Annotated in this window: 18 protein-coding genes; 2 read left to right on the top strand and 16 right to left on the bottom strand. The window is 59.8% G+C overall.

The genetic code is table 11. The features are described from left to right. Positions 1 to 20: 20 nt before the first annotated feature. The 6 genes from N4Q37_RS21900 to puuE all read right to left on the bottom strand — a co-directional run bounded on the left by N4Q37_RS21900 (position 21) and on the right by puuE (position 5,380). Positions 21 to 803 (bottom strand): outer membrane protein OmpK, encoded by a 783-nt coding sequence (locus N4Q37_RS21900; protein ID WP_260961715.1) that lies wholly within the window; start codon positions 801 to 803, stop codon positions 21 to 23. Positions 804 to 1,036: 233 nt separating this feature from the next. Beyond that, positions 1,037 to 2,242, bottom strand: coding sequence for a urate hydroxylase PuuD (locus tag N4Q37_RS21895; protein ID WP_260961714.1), 1,206 nt, complete (start codon positions 2,240 to 2,242; stop codon positions 1,037 to 1,039). A gap of 51 nt (positions 2,243 to 2,293) precedes the next feature. Further along, positions 2,294 to 2,797 (bottom strand): ureidoglycolate lyase, encoded by a 504-nt coding sequence (locus N4Q37_RS21890; protein ID WP_260961713.1) that lies wholly within the window; start codon positions 2,795 to 2,797, stop codon positions 2,294 to 2,296. An 82-nt stretch (positions 2,798 to 2,879) separates the two neighbouring features. Continuing rightward, a complete protein-coding gene (gene alc / locus N4Q37_RS21885) occupies positions 2,880 to 3,875 on the bottom strand; it encodes an allantoicase (RefSeq protein WP_260961712.1) in 996 nt (331 codons plus the stop codon). Positions 3,876 to 3,926: 51 nt separating this feature from the next. After that, the gene (gene uraD / locus N4Q37_RS21880; RefSeq protein ID WP_260961711.1) at positions 3,927 to 4,442 is read right to left on the bottom strand and encodes a 2-oxo-4-hydroxy-4-carboxy-5-ureidoimidazoline decarboxylase; all 516 of its coding nucleotides are present in this window, start codon (positions 4,440 to 4,442) and stop codon (positions 3,927 to 3,929) included. Next, on the bottom strand, positions 4,439 to 5,380 hold the full coding sequence (gene puuE / locus N4Q37_RS21875; protein ID WP_260961710.1) for an allantoinase PuuE: 942 nt from the start codon (positions 5,378 to 5,380) through the stop codon (positions 4,439 to 4,441). Before puuE ends, uraD begins: the two co-directional genes overlap by 4 nt. 413 nt (positions 5,381 to 5,793) lie before the next feature. On the opposite strand from puuE, the gene uraH reads away from it, so the two are divergent. Further along, positions 5,794 to 6,147 (top strand): hydroxyisourate hydrolase, encoded by a 354-nt coding sequence (uraH, locus tag N4Q37_RS21870; protein WP_260961708.1) that lies wholly within the window; start codon positions 5,794 to 5,796, stop codon positions 6,145 to 6,147. 95 nt (positions 6,148 to 6,242) lie between these two features. Here the strand turns inward: uraH and N4Q37_RS21865 are convergent, their stop codons facing one another. The 5 genes from N4Q37_RS21865 to N4Q37_RS21845 form a co-directional block, all read right to left on the bottom strand. Next, a complete protein-coding gene (locus tag N4Q37_RS21865; protein ID WP_260961707.1) occupies positions 6,243 to 7,829 on the bottom strand; it encodes a hypothetical protein in 1,587 nt (528 codons plus the stop codon). A gap of 174 nt (positions 7,830 to 8,003) precedes the next feature. Next, positions 8,004 to 11,750 carry a calcium-binding protein gene (locus N4Q37_RS21860; RefSeq protein WP_260961706.1) on the bottom strand — a complete coding sequence of 1,249 codons (3,747 nt, stop codon included), beginning with the start codon at positions 11,748 to 11,750 and terminating at the stop codon, positions 8,004 to 8,006. 138 nt (positions 11,751 to 11,888) lie between these two features. Continuing rightward, positions 11,889 to 12,518 carry a LysE family translocator gene (locus N4Q37_RS21855; protein ID WP_260961705.1) on the bottom strand — a complete coding sequence of 210 codons (630 nt, stop codon included), beginning with the start codon at positions 12,516 to 12,518 and terminating at the stop codon, positions 11,889 to 11,891. 63 nt (positions 12,519 to 12,581) lie between these two features. Further along, complete coding sequence (locus tag N4Q37_RS21850; RefSeq protein ID WP_260961704.1) at positions 12,582 to 13,931, bottom strand: NCS2 family permease; 1,350 nt, start codon at positions 13,929 to 13,931, stop codon at positions 12,582 to 12,584. Between the two features lie 213 nt (positions 13,932 to 14,144). Further along, the gene (locus N4Q37_RS21845) at positions 14,145 to 14,591 is read right to left on the bottom strand and encodes a MarR family winged helix-turn-helix transcriptional regulator (protein ID WP_260961703.1); all 447 of its coding nucleotides are present in this window, start codon (positions 14,589 to 14,591) and stop codon (positions 14,145 to 14,147) included. Positions 14,592 to 14,672: 81 nt separating this feature from the next. Here N4Q37_RS21845 and N4Q37_RS21840 point away from each other — a divergent pair, with 81 nt between their 5' ends. After that, entirely contained in the window at positions 14,673 to 15,839 is a 1,167-nt protein-coding gene (locus N4Q37_RS21840) for an aminotransferase-like domain-containing protein (protein ID WP_260961702.1), read from the top strand. A gap of 72 nt (positions 15,840 to 15,911) precedes the next feature. Here N4Q37_RS21840 and N4Q37_RS21835 read toward each other — a convergent pair whose 3' ends face one another. The 5 genes from N4Q37_RS21835 to N4Q37_RS21815 all read right to left on the bottom strand — a co-directional run bounded on the left by N4Q37_RS21835 (position 15,912) and on the right by N4Q37_RS21815 (position 18,671). Then, positions 15,912 to 16,283, bottom strand: a complete 372-nt coding sequence (locus tag N4Q37_RS21835; RefSeq protein ID WP_260961701.1) for a glutathione S-transferase N-terminal domain-containing protein — start codon at positions 16,281 to 16,283, stop codon at positions 15,912 to 15,914. A 102-nt stretch (positions 16,284 to 16,385) separates the two neighbouring features. Continuing rightward, positions 16,386 to 16,931 (bottom strand): GTP cyclohydrolase I FolE, encoded by a 546-nt coding sequence (folE, locus tag N4Q37_RS21830; RefSeq protein WP_260961700.1) that lies wholly within the window; start codon positions 16,929 to 16,931, stop codon positions 16,386 to 16,388. 75 nt (positions 16,932 to 17,006) lie between these two features. Beyond that, entirely contained in the window at positions 17,007 to 17,564 is a 558-nt protein-coding gene (locus N4Q37_RS21825; RefSeq protein ID WP_260961699.1) for a Smr/MutS family protein, read from the bottom strand. A 75-nt stretch (positions 17,565 to 17,639) separates the two neighbouring features. Continuing rightward, positions 17,640 to 17,960 carry a hypothetical protein gene (locus N4Q37_RS21820; RefSeq protein ID WP_260961697.1) on the bottom strand — a complete coding sequence of 107 codons (321 nt, stop codon included), beginning with the start codon at positions 17,958 to 17,960 and terminating at the stop codon, positions 17,640 to 17,642. A gap of 120 nt (positions 17,961 to 18,080) precedes the next feature. Next, on the bottom strand, positions 18,081 to 18,671 hold the full coding sequence (locus N4Q37_RS21815) for a cysteine hydrolase family protein (RefSeq protein ID WP_260961696.1): 591 nt from the start codon (positions 18,669 to 18,671) through the stop codon (positions 18,081 to 18,083). Between the last annotated feature and the right edge of the window lie 215 nt (positions 18,672 to 18,886).

The following is an 18,886-nucleotide window of genomic DNA, read 5'->3' as shown; positions in this document are numbered from 1 at the left end:
AGGAAAGATCAATGCAGGTATCAGAAGTGATACTTCAGCAAGAAGCTGGTATTGCTCTGGTTGGTCTTGAACCCTTCGCTGTCTTCGATCCCGTATTTGTTCTTCCAGTAGTCATACTCCACCCCCACATACAGTTGCTTGGCGCCAAGATTCAGGGCCTTGCCCAGGTCATATTTGATCTGCGGGTTGATGTGCAGGTTGGCGTGGTAGGTGCCTTTGGCGTTGCTGTCGTTGTCCACCACCCAGTCAATGAAACCGTCGATGAGGATGTCCGATGAACCCACCGGGAGGGTGTAGGCCCAGGTCGGGGTGATCTGCCAGACGTTGTCGCCGGCGCGCGGGCCTTCGGTGTGGCGGTTGTAGAAGTTCAGCTGGAAGTAGTCGAAACCGGGGATTGCCAGGTCGAATCCCGGGCCGATCAGGTAGGACTCGTTGTCACCCTCACCGAACTCATAAGTCATGGCCAGCAGCACATCCTTGATTGGACCGACTTCCAGCTTCCGGTCGAAGATCTTGCCAAACGACAGGCGTGGGCTGAATTCGCCGTAGTAGGTGTTCGGGCCTGACTGGCTGTCCTCCTTGCCGTTGTAGAAAATCCGGTCGAGGAAGAAGAAATTATCGCCGTATTTCCAGGCATCGGCGTGTTCGAAGGTCACGGTCTGTTGGATGCGGGGGTTGACCTGAAAGTCCTTGCCGTAGAGATAGGTCAGGCTGTTGTTTTGCCATTGGAACAGGTCATCGGCCATCACCGGGCCGCTGGTCAATAAGGAGGCGAGTAGCAGGCGGGTGCACGTACGGTTCATTCGGTTTGCTCCTAAGGTCGGTAGTACGTTTTTTTTTTGAGTCGCTTTGAGGCGGCGCCTTTTACTACAAAACATCCGTTCGGTCAGGTTTTTTTCGGTAGAACGGACCCACAGTGGACATGGAATCGGGCGAGTCAAAAAAGGAATCGGTCGGGCACAGGCAGCCGCTGACGGGCGACCGGCGGGATGCCGGTCGGCCTGTCAGTGGTGTAGCGGTTTTGGAACGCGGGGTTTCAGTTGGTCCGAGCGCCCTGGCTGATCCACGCGCCGATCAGGTCGCGCTCCTGCTGGGTCATCTGGGTGATGTTGCCCAGGGGCATGATCTGGCTGGTCACGGCCTGGGCCTGGATGCGCGCAGCCTGTTGCTGGATCTGCTGCGGCGTGTCGAACATGACGCCGCCCGGCGCTGCGCTGAACAGCGGGCTGGTGGGCTTGGCCGAGTGGCAGACGGAACAGCGTTCCTGGATCACGCTGTGGACTTTCTCGAACGACGGGCCTTGGGCGCTGGCTGCCTGGGCGGGGGCCACTTCCGGCGCGCTGGGTGGCGCTTTCGGGCCCGTGACATAAGCCAGGCAGATCATCGCCAGGGCGCCAACCGGCAGCGTCCAGGCAAACCGGTTGCTGTCGTGGCGAGTGTTGAAGTAATGCCGCACCAACACCGCTGCCACGGCGATACCGGCCAGGATCAGCCAGTTGTATTGGCTGCCATAGGTGCTCGGGAAATGGTTGCTGATCATGATGAACAGCACCGGCAGGGTGAAGTAGTTGTTGTGGCGCGAGCGCAGCAAACCCTTGGCCGGCAACGCCGGGTCAGGTGTGCGGTTCTCGGCGATCGCCGCCACCAGGGCGCGTTGGGCCGGCATGATGATGCGGAACACGTTGCCGACCATGATCGTCCCGATGACCGCCCCGACATGCAGGTAGGCACCGCGTCCGCTGAACACCTTGCTGAACCCGTAGGCCGCGGCAATCAACAGCACGAACAGGATCCCGCCGAGCAGGGCAGGACGCTTGCCCAGGGCCGAGTCGCAGAGAAAGGAATAGACGAACCAGCCCACCAACAACGAGCCGATGCCCAGGGCGACGCCTTCGGGGCCGCTGAGACTGCTGCCGGGGGCCAGCAGGTAGACGCTCGGGTTCCAGTAGAACACCAGGCACAGCAACACGATGCCTGACATCCAGGTGAAGTAGGCTTCCCATTTGAACCAGTGCAGGTTGTCCGGCATGGACGGTGGCGCGAGTTTGTATTTCTCCAGGTGGTAGATGCCGCCGCCGTGGATGGCCCACAGGTCGCCGGCCAGGCCGCTTTTGGGGTTGACGCGATTGAGGTTGTTTTCCAGCCAGACGAAGTAGAACGACGCGCCGATCCAAGCCACGCCAGTGATCATGTGAACCCAGCGCACGCTCAGGTTCAGCCATTCCAGCATATGTGCTTCCACAGTCTTTACCTCTCGCCCGTCACGCTTGTTCTCGCGTGATCGGACCTTCTCTTATTGGTGGGGATCGAGGACTAGTAATTCATCCTCTATGAAGAAATGCTCATCGCAGTTATTGCCTGTGCCACTGCGATCAACCACCAGGAAGTCATCCCGCTTTTCGATCGTCAGCACCGGGTGGTGCCAGACGCCGCGATGGTAATTGATGCCCTGCCTGCCGTTGGTGACGAAGGCGCGGACCAAGCCTGATACAGGTGCATCGCCAAGTGGCGCGACCACGATCAGAAAGGGGTTGCCGAGCAGCGGAATGAAAGCCTGGCTGCCCAGCGGATGGCGCTCCAGCATGCGTACGGTCAGCGGCATCTGCAGCGCGTCGGCGCGGAAGATGCTGATGATCGCCTTGTCGTCCGACGTGGCGGTTTCAACCGTCGCCAGGCGATGGAAGCGCATGGTCGAACCGTTGTTGATCATGAAGTGATCGCTGCCGTCGGTTTCGATCACGTCACCGAACGGGGCGAAGGCTTCTTTGGTCAAGGGTTCGATCTTGAGTGTGCGCATGCTGGTTTTCTCAATCCAAATTCTGTGTTGTTGGTTTAGCTTCCGTGGTGAGGGAGCCAGCTCCCTCACCACGGGGGCACGCTTATTTCGCGACCTTGCCGAGCACCCGCAAGCGACTCACCCCACCATCGGGGAACACATTCAGGCGGATGTGGGTGATCGGCCCCAGGGCCTTGATCTGCTCGGCGAAGGTGTGCTCGGCGTGCATTTGCAGTTTCTGGCTCGGCAGCAATTCGCGCCAGAACAACGACTGGGTCTCGATCTGGCTGTCGGTGCCACCCTTGACGAAGGCGCCCTGGATCGAGCAACTGTCCGGGTAGTTACCCTTGAAATGCAGGGTGTCGACGATAACCTGCTCAACGATACCGGCATGGCCCAGGGCGACGATCACCCAGTCATTGCCCGGAGTGCGGCGACGGGCGGTTTCCCAGCCGTCGCCCATGTTCACGCCACGACCCGGGTTGAGGATGTTGCTCATGCGACCGAAGTGTTCATCGGAGCAGGCCAGGGCGCGGCCACCGTTGAGGGCGGCGGCCAGGTCGATCTGTTCGTTGTCGCCCACCGCTGTCCAGTCGCGGTACGGGATGCCGTAGACCCGCAAGCGGGCCACGCCGCCATCGGGGTAGATGTTGAAGCGCAGGTGGCTGAAAGCCTGGTCATTGCTGATTTCGTGGTAGTGATGGCTGTTGCCTTGCAGCTCGACGGCCGACAGCACTTCGGTCCACTGGGTGTTTTCGTCCGGCTCGCCTTCGCTCAGGAAGCAGGCTTCCAGGGAGGCCGACGGTGGGTAGTTGCCGGTGAAGAACGAAGTGTCGATGTCCACGCCCTTGATCGAGCCGGCCACCCCCAGGCGGATCACCGCGCTGTCGTAGCCTTCGAAACGCTTGCGCCGCGACTCCCAGCCATCCATCCACTTGCCGTTGTCATCGAACACGCCTTCTTTCCACACCGCCGGGGTCGGCTGGAACAGGCGGTTGGCGTCGGCGAACCAGTCATCGGTGACCGAGATGATCTTGGTGCCCAGGCGGGCGTCGGCCAGGTTGACGAATTTCTCGAAAGGTACGGCGTAAGCTTTCATTCTTTTTGTCTGCCTTTAATGAGTGGCTGGGGATGTGTGCAGGGCGGGCGGCTAAAGGGTCAGTAGTCGGAACAAGGCGATCTTGTTGATCTCTGCCAGCGCGCATTTGAATTCGGTGTCGACCGAATGATGAATACGCGTTTCGAACGCCGCGAGGATCTGGTGCCGGTTGCTGCCCTTGACCGCCATGATGAAGGGAAACCTGAATTTGGCCTTGTAGGCATCGTTCAACTCGGTGAAGCGCTGGAACTCTTCGGCCGTGCACTGGTGGATACCGGCACCGGCCTGTTCGTTCGTGCTGGCTTCGGTCAGTTGGCCGTCGATAGCGGCTTTGCCGGCCAGGTCCGGGTGAGCGTTGATCAGGGCCAGTTGGCTGGCCTGATCGGCACTCAAGAGGATGTCGCTCATGCGCTGGTGCAGGGTTTCGATCTGGTCGATCGACGGGTCCTGGCCCAGGTCGAAGGCTTTCTCGGCCACCCAGGGCGAATGCTCGTAGATATCGGCGAAGGCATTGACGAACGCTGCGCGGCTCAAGCTGGAAGGCTTAAGGGTCTGGAACGCGGTCATTTAGACACTCCCGGTTTGACCACTGACGGGCAGGGATGCGTCTGCTGCCAGTGGCGGGCGATGTCGATGCGGCGGCTGAACCAGACCTGTTCATGGCTCTTGGCGTATTCGAGGAAACGCTTGAGCGAGGCGAGGCGGGCCGGGCGACCGATCAGGCGGCAGTGCAGGCCGATGGAAAGCATTTTGGGGGCTTCGGCGCCTTCGGCATACAGCACGTCGAAGGCATCCTTGAGGTACTGGAAGAAGTCGTCGCCGTTGTTAAACCCCTGCACCTGGGTGAAGCGCATGTCGTTGGTGTCCAGGGTATACGGGATCACCAGGTGCGGTTTGCCGTGGGGTGTGTTCGGTTCCCAGTAGGGCAGATCGTCATCGTAGGTATCGCAGTCGTAGAGAAAACCACCTTCCTCCATCACCAGTCGGCGAGTGTTGGGACCGGTGCGACCGGTGTACCAGCCTAGCGGGCGTTCGCCGGTGATTTCGGTCAGGATGCGAATGGCTTCGAGCATGTGCTCGCGCTCCTGGGCCTCATCCATGTATTGGTAGTCGATCCAGCGGTAGCCGTGGCTGCAGATCTCGTGACCGGCGGCGACCATGGCGCGGATCACGTCGGGATGGCGCTGGGCGGCCATGGCCACGGCGAAGATCGTCAGTGGAATGTCGAAGGCCTTGAACAGCTTGAGGATCCGCCAGACACCCGCACGACTGCCATACTCGTACAGCGATTCCATGCTCATGTTGCGTTCGCCCTGCAGCGGTTGCGCCGCGACCATCTCCGAGAGGAACGCTTCGGACTCTTTGTCGCCATGCAGGATGTTACGCTCGCCCCCTTCCTCATAATTGAGCACAAAGGACAAGGCGATGCGGGCATTGCCCGGCCATTGCGGGTGGGGAGGGTTACTGCCGTAACCGATCAGGTCGCGTGGGTAGTCAGCGCTCACTGCAGTCTTCCTTCTTGTTCGAACCATGTGGGTGGCGCCCTGATGACGAAACACAGGCTGGCGTCACGACGATGGGTTGATTGTATACAACTTTATGTGCGATTTGTAAGCCTGATTTTTTGCATTTTTCACCCTGGCCCATCCGTTGTCTACACTGCAAGAAACCTGCCCATTTGGTCAATGAATCATTGGGAGGCCAGCGTCGCCACTGGTTTGGCCTGGACTTGGAACAGCGACACCGTGGAAAGAGCGGGAGACGAAAAATCTATTTTTTATTGTGTACAATTTTATTTTAAAGTGTCTTAATTCGCTGGTCGTCGCAGCCTTCCATGCCCTGGAGCGGTGCGGCTTGTCTTTCAATCGATTCAGGAGGCGCCGGGCCGGGCTGCATTGCAGCGAGGCGCGCACAATCAATGGGACGTTTGACTACTCACGTTTTGGATGCCGCCCACGGCTGCCCGGGCAGCTCGATCAAGATCGAGCTGTACCGTGTGGAGGGGGCGCAGTTGCAATGGGTCGCCAGTGCGCTGACCAACAGCGATGGCCGTTGCGACGCGCCGTTGTTGCAAGGCGATGATTACCGTTCGGGTGTCTACCAACTGCAATTTCATGCCGGCGACTACTACCGCGCCCGCGGTACCCAATTGCCCGAGCCGGCGTTCCTGGATGTGGTGGTGTTGCGCTTCGGCATTTCGGCCGAGCAGGAGCATTACCACGTGCCCCTGCTGATTTCGCCTTACGCCTATTCGACCTATCGGGGCAGTTGATCCCCCAAGCAACTGCCTTGTGCCTGGAAGCGACTGCGCATACTGCTTCTTTGGTTTTTGCCCGCCCACACTGCGGGCTTTTTTATGTCGGGTGCCTACAGCCTGGAATTGTCGTCGCGGATGATAAAGACCGTGTCCGCAATGCCTGGGCGGATTTCGGTACCGCCTTTGAGCCAGATCACCTTGTTGGCATGGTGGGCGTCCCTGACGACTTTCGCAGCGGCTTCGCCGACCTGATTCTCCAGCAGGACGCCGGCGACATTGGGATCGGTGTACCCCGGCAGGGAAATCTTCGGGATTCTGGTTCGATGCAGACTGAGGAAAAATACAAAGTCATGCCCCGCTCGTTGGAATACCAGCGCTGGAAAGCTGCTGTAAGAGCTGGGCTCCATCACGGTGTAACCATTGCGTCTCAGAAGACCGGCCATGAAACGTTTGAGATCCACGGGCGTGTAGGTCGAAAGGAAGTAATTCCACTGTTGCTGGAATCGCAGGGGATCGAAGTCCAGCCGGTCCAGTGTCCCTTTCGTGGAAGGGAGGGGCAGGGCGATCGAACGGGCGGTGCCTCGGGCGGATGAAGAGGTTGCCAGCGTGGTCAGCATCAATAACGGATCGGACCATTGCGGATGCGGCGATGGGGTCGCGTTTTTCCAGCTGTGGAAAATCTGCCGCAGTGCGGTTAAGCCCGCCGCCTCAGCGAACTCTGAGTTATTGGCGAGTTCGAACTGTTTTCTCGCGATGTTTTCCAGGGTGACGGTCGTGATCTCTGGAAAAGCATCCCTGACATAGGCCGTGAGGGTTTTTTCGAAAGGAAGCCTGGTATCGATGACCCAATGGTTGTCCGGCGGAACTTGTATCGCACTGCGCGGTTGTTCGTCGGGGGTGTGCCTGAGGATGGCCTCCAGCAGATCGAAGTCATAAACGGGATGGGCGGGCGACTGAATGTAGATGATCGGATGCTCACGGGCGTTGAGGCTTGTCACCACCTTGTAGTGGACATTGTCCAGGGTGACGAATTGCGACAGGGTGAACCGTGGGTCGAGTCCCCAGTTCTTCCCGAACGCCGGGGCGCTCTGTGTTTCTGCGCTTTGTGAGGTTGATGGGCGCGGACGTTTGGAAGCCCCTCCTTCTGACCACTCGTCATCGGTGAGTTTGGGGGGCGTAGAGGCGGGATTGGAATCGCTGCTGAGCGTCACGTCGTGATGTGGAATCCGACGCCACAGGTGGCTGCCTTCCATTTGCTCCAGGCGAGGGCCGGAGGCGACGAGTTCGCTGCTGGACCGGGCCCTGTAATGCTGGTCGGCGTCACGCCCAAGCAGCACCGTCCCACCCTCTGAAAGCTCGACATAAGTGCGTGTCCGGAACGTTCGGATCCCGGAGGCTGTGTCTGGCTCCGATAGCATGGGGACCAGCTCGGGTGAAAGGTAATAATTGTCCAGCGATACCGAGTGTGGCGCTTCACTGACGGTTGTCTGCGATGCGATCTCGGCTATCTGAACGGCCGGGGGGCGTGATTCAGGGGGTTGCGCTTGCCGTTCGGGTGGCGAGAAGGTGGCCTGAGCGGTTCCATCCTCCGGCGTGGGATTTCTGGGCAAGGTTTCCAGTGTCGGATCGCGATGGGCAGGAGGGGTATCAGGGGGCGATTTTGGAATATTGGGCCGGGTGTTTCGTTTTGGACTCATTGAAGTGCGCTCTGGAGTTCGAAAGAAGCCGATGATCTTTATGCGGCCGTGAAGCTAATGGCCTGTCGTACCGCGAGCAGTTCGACAGGCCAAGGGCTTGAAAGATGTTCGCGCGAACTCAATGGGTGGGTGCACTACATATATATAGCGTCTGGGGAAACGGTCGAAGAAGTGTCAAGGCGAGGCATGTCTGGCAGCGGCTTCACCCAATGAGAGGATTTCTCCCAGTCGAGCGAACCTTATGCCGAAGGCCGCATTCAGCGATAACGCTTGGGCCAATATCATCGAGTTCTCGAACGCGAAGCGTTCCATGAACTCCACGCACTTTGCGTGCAACGAACGAAGTGCCTCTTCATTCAGCGGTGGAGTCTGTTTGAGGCCTTCACGCGCCAACTGCTGATAGATCTTGAGGTGGTGTTCGCACAGGCTGGTCTTTTTCAGATCCGTCGCCTTGATGACCCGAGACTTATCGGTATCGAGGATCCACTGGCGGGTCTTGAGGTTATAACTCAAGTGGCCGGGCGTCCCGTCCTTGAGGGCCACGTGAAGTACTTTCAGCTCTTGGCGTGTCAGGTTGGACAGTTCGCCGGGCCATGCTGTGTCGGGATCGGTGAGCGGGGAAAAATACCGGCCATCCAGCGCTTGCACATAAACCCGCTCGAACAGACTATCGACCGCATGGACGACGCCTTGCGCAGTGATGACACGTATCTGATCGACCAGATCGTCAGCTTCATGGACGGGAAGATGGATCACGGTCGCGCCAATGCGCAGCAGGTTGGAGGACAGTTCGATACCGACTTGACCCAGGTGCGTGGCGTCCAGTTCCCACAGGGAGGCATGGGGTAAGCGGGGATTTGCGCTGGCCAGTGCACCTGGCGTGGACAGGCGCAGGGCCATGTTCGGGCTCAGGTGAACAAGGTAGCGGGCGCCTTGGCCCATCAGGACTTCAATGCCTGTCTGTTGCGCGGGGGATGTGAGCATGGCGCACGTTGCCCAACGGCCCATGGCGTGTGCTTTCTTGTCCAGAGGGTATAAAAAGCGGCATTTCTTTTTTGTCGGTGTGAGTGGCAGCGTAATTTCTGTCGTCCACTTCACCGGTTCCTTATTTACGAATGTCTTGTCCAGTAACAATCCATAGTCGGGCGAGGGAGGGACCAGGCGATAAGACGCCCCGTCATTCAGGATGAGCGTAACCGTATGCTGCGAAGCCAAGGCAGATAATACGCGCCGATCTGTCTTCGGATGTTTTGCGCTATAGCGCTCGTCGGAACTTGCCAGGTTGTTCAAGAGCACTCGGTGCGTACCAAAGTGCAGCGTCAGGCCACATGCACCATATCGTATGGTCTCTATCCCCTCTTGCTCGGTGGCGTAGGCACTGTAATGAGCTTCGATACGTGTCAGCTCGGCGGCGGCATAGTCCAGATAAAGCGCAGTGGAAAATGTGCTCTTGTGTTTGATGTTAAGCGTGGTGAGTTCATTAAGACGCGAAACAAAACAGCTCGTGTCTTGGTCATGGGCGATATTCCATTCGCTTCGATCATTCAGGATTAAGGGGTGTCGTGGTGTTCCTTGCTGCATTACCACGGTTTCTATATCGAGCGGACCGCTGTGTTCGATCGTGTCGGGTAGGTCGGGTGCCAGGTGGTAGCCATCCCGGGTAATGAACGTCAGTCGATTGTTTTGCAGGGCCCTTGGATAATCGCCATCGGCGTAGACTTTTCGGAGGATGACTTTGCGAAGTTCCAGGTCATTGGCATCGAAGCCTGAAGTCACCACCAGGTTATTTTCTTCGATTCGCCAGCTTTCGATCAGATCGGCTCGCCAGTCCAGTGCAATGACGCTGTTGCCGGTGCCGTCTTCGGTGATGAAGACACAACCCGGTTTATGGGCAATGGCGTAGACGTCATTGCCCGGTCCGCCGTCTGCGTTGCGGTTACTGCCATTGAGGATGAAAATCCGGTCATCGCCGGCACCGGCGTCGATGTCGTCATTGCCGCGGGACTTGATGATGTTCGAGCCGGATGTGCCCTTGATGATGTTGGCGCCACCCTCCGGAATTTCTATGTTTTCAATGCTTTCAAGGACTGCATGGCGATAACGCCCGCTTTCTTTGCCATCACTTGCCTGGGTAATGATGAACACGTGCCCGGCGTCCAGGTCGACGTGATAACCCTGTCGCGGCGCCCTACTGTCGCGGGCACGGCCCGATAAGATGAGAGTGTCATTGCCCAAGCCGCCTATCAGTGTATTCGCTGAACGGGGGGCGCTTTCATCGAGGGTTTGCGTCGAGCCCTCGAAGACAAAGACGTCATCTTTCATGCCTCCGGTCAGGTGCTTGATTCCGGCGCTGTAGTGGAAGACGTTCGGCTTGTTCTCGACGCCTGTGACGGTGTCGTTGCCCCCGCCGATATACCAATGGATGTCCTTGTGTTCCCCCGCCGTTTCAATGACTGCACCGGGCGTCTCGGCATTGACGCCGCTACGTGCATCGATCCGGTCGTCGCTGTCTTTGATTCGGGGGCGTACTGTCGTCACCTGGTACGTTTTACCGGTCCACCAGTTCCAGGTGTTGTACGTTACCGGTTCGAGCTCCACGGTGAATGTGCCGTTGACGATCGCCTCTGTGCTGTCTTTCAGGGGCCCTTTGAGCAGGTTTCGGGCATTGGCTTGCAGCAGCTTGCTATGTTCGGCGCTGGCCTTGGCGATGATGTAGCGATCCTGGATATCCCGGTCAGCCTCGATTCCCCAGAAGGCGAACCAACCGGTGCGCAGGCGCTCATGTACGGTGAGTTCAATGTAGTCGTCGATTTCATCGACTTGACGAATCGCCCCCCAGATTTGTGATCCAACCAGCAGGATAAGCCCCGCCGCCAGGCCCACGGGACCGGCTGAGCCAAACCCCGCCAGCGCCGCCAGGCCGATAGTCACGGTCATGGCGGCGCTGGTGACGCTCAAGGCTGCGCTGACGTAATGGTCGGTGGCCTCTTTACCGGTGGCCTGGCCGGCGGCCTTGAAAGAGTCGACGGCGGCGATGATATCGAAAGGCAGCGTGAGCACGCTGGCAATCAGGGCACTGCCACGGGCCAGCCGTGTGGCGAATGTGGTCTTGGCGAAATCTCCGAGGGAACGCTGGCCGGCCTTGATCATGTGGGTGGCTTGCCGGGTGACGGCCGCTTCGACACCGATTGAAGCGAACTCGGCAGCCACGCTGCTGCCATTGAAAAGCGTCTGATAGGCGTCCTTGTTGCGGATGGCGTCCTGCAGGCCTCGCAGGCCGCTGTAGATTCCGAAGGCCTGAAGGCCAATCCCCGTGGGAATGAGGACATTGCTCTTGGCTGTGCTGATCCAACTGAGTGCTTGATGGGAGGGTGTTTTATGGGAAAGCCCGTGGATGTCGAGCTTTTGGGCAGATAGGAGCAGCTTCTCAAGGGAGCTTCGGTAGCTGGCGGGTTCAGCCTGTGCTTCAGGATCTTCCCTCAACAAGGGGGGCGCGGAGGGAGAGCGCTGGCTGGCCATTTCAAACAGCAGCGTTGGCAGCCGGTAATCGTTTGTATCGGTGGTCAGTTTCAGATGTGCTTCTATATCGCTCGCGTTGAACTGCAACGAGTTCACGAAAAAACGATTGGAGTGGCGGAAAAAAGTATTGTCGGCGTTGAGCGGCTGTCCGTCGGTCGTTGCGCCCAGCGCGTCGAGGGCAGAGCGGGTGACGGTCACACAGCCGATGGAGAGGGGGCCGTAGAGTTTGTCGACGACTTCAAGTCGGGCCCGTCGTCGCTTGTGCTCCAGGCTCGGCTGCGTCCTGTCGATGGCCTTGAAATCAAGTGTCTCGACCGTGTGTTCATTTGTACGCAAGCCCAGATCCGTAATGACTACGGCGTGCTCCTCAGGTGCTGAGCCGGGCTGGAAAACCTTGGCCATTGTGAACGTCCTTGTTCAACGATGATGAATGGCCCTATATGTAAGAGGTTTGCCGGAGGGGTGTACATCAATGGGTTGTTGCTATGTTTTGCGAAAGCCTCAAGTGAAAAGACGAGGCCATTTCGCAAAGCCAGGGGGTCAATGGACGGAAATCAGGGAGGCCGTCCCCGCACCACCAAACAGCCCGGCACTGATCCGGTTGAACCAGCTCTGGCCTCTGCCGGTGCGCAGGTAACGTGCCGCGCCATGGGCACCGAGGCCGTAGGCCAGCTTGCACAGCAGGTCGAGGACGGTCCAGGTGGCGATCATGATCAGCAGTTGGGGCAGGAACGCTTGTTCGGCGCTCAGGAACTGTGGCAGGAACGCGGCGAAGAACAGGATGTCCTTCGGGTTACTGGCGCCCAGCACGAATGCCCGGCCAAACAGCGCGCGAAAGCGCGGCACGGCGGCGGCCTGAGGCACTTCGGCGCCTTGGGAGGGTTGGCGCGATTGCTGCCAGCTCTGCCAGGCCAGGTAGAACAGGTACAGCGCACCGACGATCTTCAACGCACTGAACAACTTTTCCGAGGCCAGCAGCAATGCACCGAGCCCCAGCGCCGAGGCACTCAACAGGCAGATCGAGGCGAACACGCCGCCGAGAAACGCCGGATACGAGCGGCGCAGGCCGTAGTTCAGGCTGTTGCCGATCATCAACAACGACAGCGGGCCGGGAATGAGGATCACCACCAGCGCGGCGCCACTGAACAACAGCCAGGTTTCCAGATTCATTGCTTTTGCTCCTGATGTACAAAAGCCTCACCCGAAGGGTGAGGCGATTAGATTCGGTGTCGCTTACAAGAAGATGAACTTGGCGATGAAAATCCCACAGAGCACCCACAGGCTGACGGAAATGTCCTTGCGTTTACCGGTGCAGGCCTTGAGCACCACATAGGTAATGAAGCCCAGCGCGATACCATCGGCGACCGAGAAGGTCAGCGGCATCATGATGGCCGTGACGATGGCCGGGATGCTGTCGGTCGCCTCGTCCCATTCGATGTGGGCCATGCCGCCCATCATCAGCATGGCGACATAGATCAAGGCACCTGCCGTGGCGTAGGCCGGAATCATCCCGGCCAGTGGCGCAAAGAACATCGCGGCAATAAATAACACGCCGACGGTCACCGCGGTAAGCCCCGTCCGCCCGCCCGCGGCCACACCGGCGGCGCTTTCCACGTAGCTGGTTACCGGCGGCACGCCGACCATGGCACCGAACACGCTGGAGGCGCTGTCGGCTTTCAAGGCACGGGACAGGTTCTCGATCTTGCCATCGGTTTTCACCAGTCCGGCACGCTGGGCGACGCCCATCAGGGTGCCGGCGGTGTCGAACATGTGCACGAACAAGAAGGCCAACACCACGCTGATCATGCTGACGTTGAACACGCCGGCCACGTCCATGGCCATCCAGGTCGGGGCCAGGCTCGGTGGCGTTGACATCACGCCGTTGTACTGCACTAACCCCAGGCCCCAACCGGCCAGGGTCACGGCGATGATGCTGATGAGGATCGCGCCGAAGACGCGGTGATAACTGAGCACGGCGATCATCAGGAAGCACACGGCGGCCAGCAGCGGACCGGGCTCACGCAACGAACCGAGCTTGATCAGTGTCGCGGGGCTGTCGACGATGATCCCGGCGGTCTTCAGGCCGATCAGCCCGAGGAACAAGCCGACCCCCGCGCCCATGGCGAACCGCAGGCTTACCGGGATGCTATTGAGCAGCCATTCGCGCACTCGTGATAGGGTCAGGACCATGAACAGCACACCGGAAACGAACACCGCGCCCAACGCGGTTTCCCAGTGGTAGCCCATGGTGCCGACCACGGTGTAGGTGAAGAACGCATTCAGGCCCATGCCCGGCGCCAGGCCCACCGGCCAGTTGGCGTACAGGCCCATCAACAGGCAACCCAGGGCGGCGGCGATGCAGGTGGCGACGAAGGCGGCGCCATGATCGATGCCGGCGTCGGCCATGATGTTGGGGTTGACGAAGATGATGTAGGCCATGGTGATGAAGGTCGTCAGGCCGGCGATCAGCTCGGTCTTCACCGTGGTGCCGTGCAAGCTGAGTTTGAAGATGCGCTCCAGCCAGCCACTGCGTAGGGGCGGCGAGAGGTCCAGCGTCCGGGCGTTGGGTTTGCGGCTTTCCACAGCGAGTACTCCTCAAGAGTCTTATTGTTATTTCCAGCACCGCGCTGTCCTGGAGGATGGCTGCGATGCGCTGAGGCAGGTAAGGCTGGCGAAGTTTGTTGACTTGTTGGTCAGGAACTCGCACGAGGCGAATTATGCTTTTGTATACAAATAATGCAAATAATGTTTTCTGTGTTGTCGACTAAATGTCTGAGCGATAGGGATATATCGCATTCAAGCGGCGGATGTCTGGCCCTTGCCCAGTGCCTGGTTCACCGCCAACCAGCCATTCACCGCCTCTTCCCCAGCTTCGGCAAACACCCGCTCGAGCAATTTCACCTGCTCACGTCGCAATGCCTGCTCGAGGCGTTCGCCTTCGGCGGTCAGTTCCAGCAGCCGCTTACGCTTGTCGGTCTCGCAGGCGAGGCTGTTGACCAGGTGCATTTCCATCAACTGGCGCAACGGTATGTTCAGGGCCTGCTTGCTCACGCCCAGCAAATGCAGCAGTTCCTTCATGCTCAATGACGGGTAGCGGGCGATGAAAAACACGATGCGCTGATGCACCCGGCTCAACCCGCGACGCTCGAGCATTTCATCGGCCTTGGCGGTGAACGCCTGATAACCGAAAAAGAACGCTTCCATGGCCATTTGCTGAGAAGTGGGGTTTTTAAGGTCAAGCATATTGACGTATCCAGAAGGGGCAGAGTAATTTTGGTCAATCAGTTTGACTCATTTCTCCAAGGCCCCGCTACAGGTGATCCCATGGCTTTTTCCGAACGTGTCTCGCGCCTCAAAAGTTCTCTGATCCGAGAAATCCTCGCGGCGGCCCAGCGCCCTGAAGTGATGTCGTTCGCGGGAGGTTTGCCGGCCGAAGCCATGTTGCCGAAGGTGGAGTGGGGCGCCATGCCGGTGTCCATGGGGCAATACGGCATGAGCGAAGGTGAACCGGCATTGCGTGAAGCCTTGGCGGCGCAGGCGCGGTCGTTGGGCCTGGCCTGCGAGGCGAGTCAGGTGCTGGTGGTTAGCGGCTCCCAGCAAACCCTCGACCTGGCGGCGAAGCTGCATATCGACGTCGGCACCGAAATCATGCTGGAAGCACCGACGTACCTGGCGGCCCTGCAGATTTTCCAGCTGTTCGGCGCCGATTGCATCACCGTCCCGCTGGAGGCCGACGGCCCGGACCTGCGGCAGTTGCGTGCCCGGCTGGAGCGCCATCGGCCGGCATTCATCTACCTGATCCCCACGTTCCAGAACCCGTCGGCGGTGCGCTACAGCGAGGCCAAGCGCGACGCCGTGGCGGCGCTGCTGGATGAGTTTGGCGTCACCCTGATCGAGGACGAACCCTACCGCGAGCTGACTTTCGACGAGGGCCGTGCCACGCCGATCGTCAGTCGCTTGAAGAAGGCCAGTTGGATCTACACTGGCACGGTGTCGAAAACCCTGTTGCCGGGGTTGCGGGTGGGCTACCTGATCGCCAGCCCGGATCTGTTCCCGCACCTGCTGCGGCTCAAGCAATCCGCGGATCTGCACACCAATCGCATCGGCCAATGGCAGGCGCTGCAATGGATCGGCACCGAGCGGTACCGCAGCCACCTGAGTGAGTTGAGGGCTTTCTACCGGGAGCGTCGTGACCGGTTCCAGGCAGCGTTGCACACGCATTTTGCCGACATCGCGGACTGGAACATGCCCCAGGGCGGGCTGTTTTTCTGGCTGACCCTCAAGCAACCGCTGGACACCCGCACCTTGCTCACCGCCGCGCTGGCGGCAGACGTGGCGTTCATGCCGGGGGAGCCGTTCTTTCCCGAGCCGGACAAGCACCTCGGGCACTTGCGTCTGAATTTCAGTCACATCGAGCCGACACGGCTGGATGAAGGGCTCAAGCGGTTGGCGGGGGTGGTGCGCGAAGCATTGGCGGTGCAAGCGGCCTGAGTGGCGCGATAATCGGGCGGGCCCTATCGCGAGCAGGCTCGTGATGAGGCCCTTGGGCCCGGTACAAAGGGATCAGGCTGCCGCAAATCGCTTGTCCAGGTAATCAATGATCACCTTGGACTCATACATCCAGGTGGTCTGGCCGTTTTCTTCGATGCGCAGGCACGGCACCTTGATCTTGCCGCCTTGCTCCAGCAGTGTCTGGCGGTCTTGCTCGTTGTTCTTCGCATCGCGAAGGGCCACCGGTACGTTGAGGCGGCGCAGGGTGCGGCGGGTTTTCACGCAGAACGGGCAGGCGTGGAACTGGTACAACGTCAGGCCGCGGGCGGCCTGGTCAACCTGCGCCTGGGCCTCGGCCGGACGCTTTTGCTTGCCAGGGCGGGTGATGAAATCGATGAAGATGATGAGCTGGCCCAGGCCAACACGAAGCGCTTTGACGATCACGGGATAAGTCTCGTGGCAGGAAAAGGAGGGCGCGCAGCTTACCTGATTTTTCGCAGGCGAAAAAAAACCGGCGATCGATGCCGGTTTTCTTCGTGCCCCAGGTTACTTGATGAGGCTGAGGAATTCGCTGCGAGTGGCGGCGTTTTCCCGGAATTCGCCGAGCATCACCGAGGTGATCATCGAGGAGTTCTGCTTTTCCACGCCGCGCATCATCATGCACATGTGCTTGGCCTCGATCACCACCGCCACACCCAGGGCGCCGGTCACCTTCTGGACCGCATCGGCGATCTGGCGGCTGAGGTTTTCCTGGATCTGCAGGCGACGGGCATACATGTCGACGATACGCGCGACCTTCGACAGCCCCAGCACCTTGCCGCTCGGGATGTAGGCCACGTGGGCCCTGCCGATGAACGGCAGCAGGTGATGCTCGCACAGCGAGTACAGCTCGATGTCCTTGACCAGCACCATCTCGCTGTTGTCGGAGCTGAACAAGGCACCGTTGGTGACTTCTTCCAGGGTCTGCTCATAACCGCGGCAGAGGTACTGCATGGCCTTGGCAGCACGCTTGGGCGTGTCGAGCAGGCCCTCGCGGGAGACGTCCTCACCCAGTTGGCCGAGAATCGCGGTGTAATTCTGTTCCAGAGACATGAAACTACCTGTGGGATTTTAAGCAAAGCGCAAGGGTACGGCGGCGGACACGGCGCTGCAAGCTCGGCAATCGCGCTACTCGTCGCGACCTTCCATCATGGTGCGCTTGAGCATCACGTACACCGCTCCGGCGCCACCGTGTTTCGCCTGGCAGGAGGTGAAGCCCAGCACTTGCGGATGCTGGCGTAGCCAGGTGTTGACGTGGCTCTTGATCATCGGCCGCTTGCCGTCCAGCCGCACGGCTTTGCCGTGGGTGACGCGCACGCAGCGGATTTCGAAGCGGGTGGCTTCGGCGAGGAAGGCCCAGAGGGTTTCCCGGGCCTTTTCGACGTTCATGCCGTGCAGGTCGAGGCTGCCTTCGAAGGGGATCTGGCCAGCCTTGAGCTTGCGTATCTGGCTGTCCTGGACACCGTCGCGCGCCCACATCAACTCGTCTTCCGGTCCTACGTCGATCACGAACTGATCGGACAAGCCGTCCACGGTCGTGGTTTCGGTGCGCACGGTGGCGGCCTGGCGCAGCTTGGCGATCTGTGCGCGATCGGTCTTGGGTTTGCCGGTCTCGGCGCGATCATGTTTGATCGGTTTTACGCCCTGGATCGCACTCTTGAACAGGGAAAAGTCGTCGTCTTGCATGTCAGCCTCCGCGAAGGTCGGCCAGTTTACCCAACTGCGGTGGGATCTGGCGCGACAAAAACGTCGGATGGCGCTTCAGTCGTGCTTTTTCATCAGGTGCGGAGCCATGGCCAGCTCCAGGGATTGGCGGGCGCGACGGCGGCAGCGGCGCCAGAGCCAGACACCCAGTAACAGAACGAAAAGACCGACCGCCAGGATGATCGCCGAACCCACTGGGGTGGCGTTCAACTCGCCCAGCGCGGGAGGGCGGCCCAGCAGGCTGGCGGCACCGGCCATGGCCAGCAGTACACCCAGCGTTGCCAGGAGCGCCGCGATGGCGGCGCCGAAACGAAATCGCCAGTTGCTCGGGCCCTTGGGCCGCAAGCGACGTGCGTCAAAACCATCGGATAACTTCATTCCGACCTTCCTCAATGGGTATCGGCCCTTCGACCGGAAGATGTTCGGGTTGTTCCTGAGGTTAGCAAATGAGAGATTTTTGCGGATGAGCGGCGAAGCTGGCCGCTCATCGAGGGGAGATCAGACGAAATCGCGGGTCAGGGCCAGGGTGGCGAAGTTGTCCGCCATGATCGCCATTTCGGTCTGGTGCACGTGGTCGGCGCTCAACACGCCGCCCTTGTGCGGCAGGTCGCGGGTGGCGCAGGCGTCTTCCACCAGGGTGCAGCGAAAGCCCAGGTTCTTGGCCGCGCGCACGGTGGTGCTGACGCTGGAGTGGCTCATGAACCCGCAGACGATCAGGTCCAGGGGGCCGAATTCCTCCAGGCGTTTTTTCAGTTCGGTACCGTGGAAGGCGCTGGGCAGCGTCTTGCCGATGACGGTTTCGTCAGCCTGGGGTTCGAGGCCTGGAATGAACTCCCCGCGCTCACCCTGTGGATCGAACAGCCCGCCGTGGGTACCCAGGTGGCGTACATGAACGATCGGTCGGCCGGCGGCACGGGCCGCGCCGAGCAATTGCTTGATGTTCGCGACCGCTGCGTCCATGCCGCTCAGGGCCAGGGGGCCGGCGAGGTACTCTTTCTGGGCGTCGATGATGATCAGGGTCGCTTGACTCAGGTTGGCCGCCGCGTAACCACGACCGCTGAGTTGAAACATCGTTTTTGGAACGGACATTCTGGGGCTCCTTCGGGTGGGGCTTTTGCGACATTCTCCTCTGGCTGAGCGGTTCTGTGAATCGCTTCCATTGCAAGGGCCGTCGTTGCTGGCCTACAGCCTTGTCAAGATGCATGTCTTGTTCAATGGGTTGCGAAAAAAAGGGACGAATCCTACGGGTGGCTCGGTGTTTTTCGTTCGTATTCGGCGCGGGTTTGGGTGGCGGCGTGTTTGGC

The sequence above is a fragment of the Pseudomonas citri genome (assembly GCF_025336485.1).
In the GTDB taxonomy this organism is placed as follows: Bacteria; Pseudomonadota; Gammaproteobacteria; order Pseudomonadales; family Pseudomonadaceae; genus Aquipseudomonas; species Aquipseudomonas citri.
This window is presented reverse-complemented; position numbering and strand designations above follow the sequence as displayed.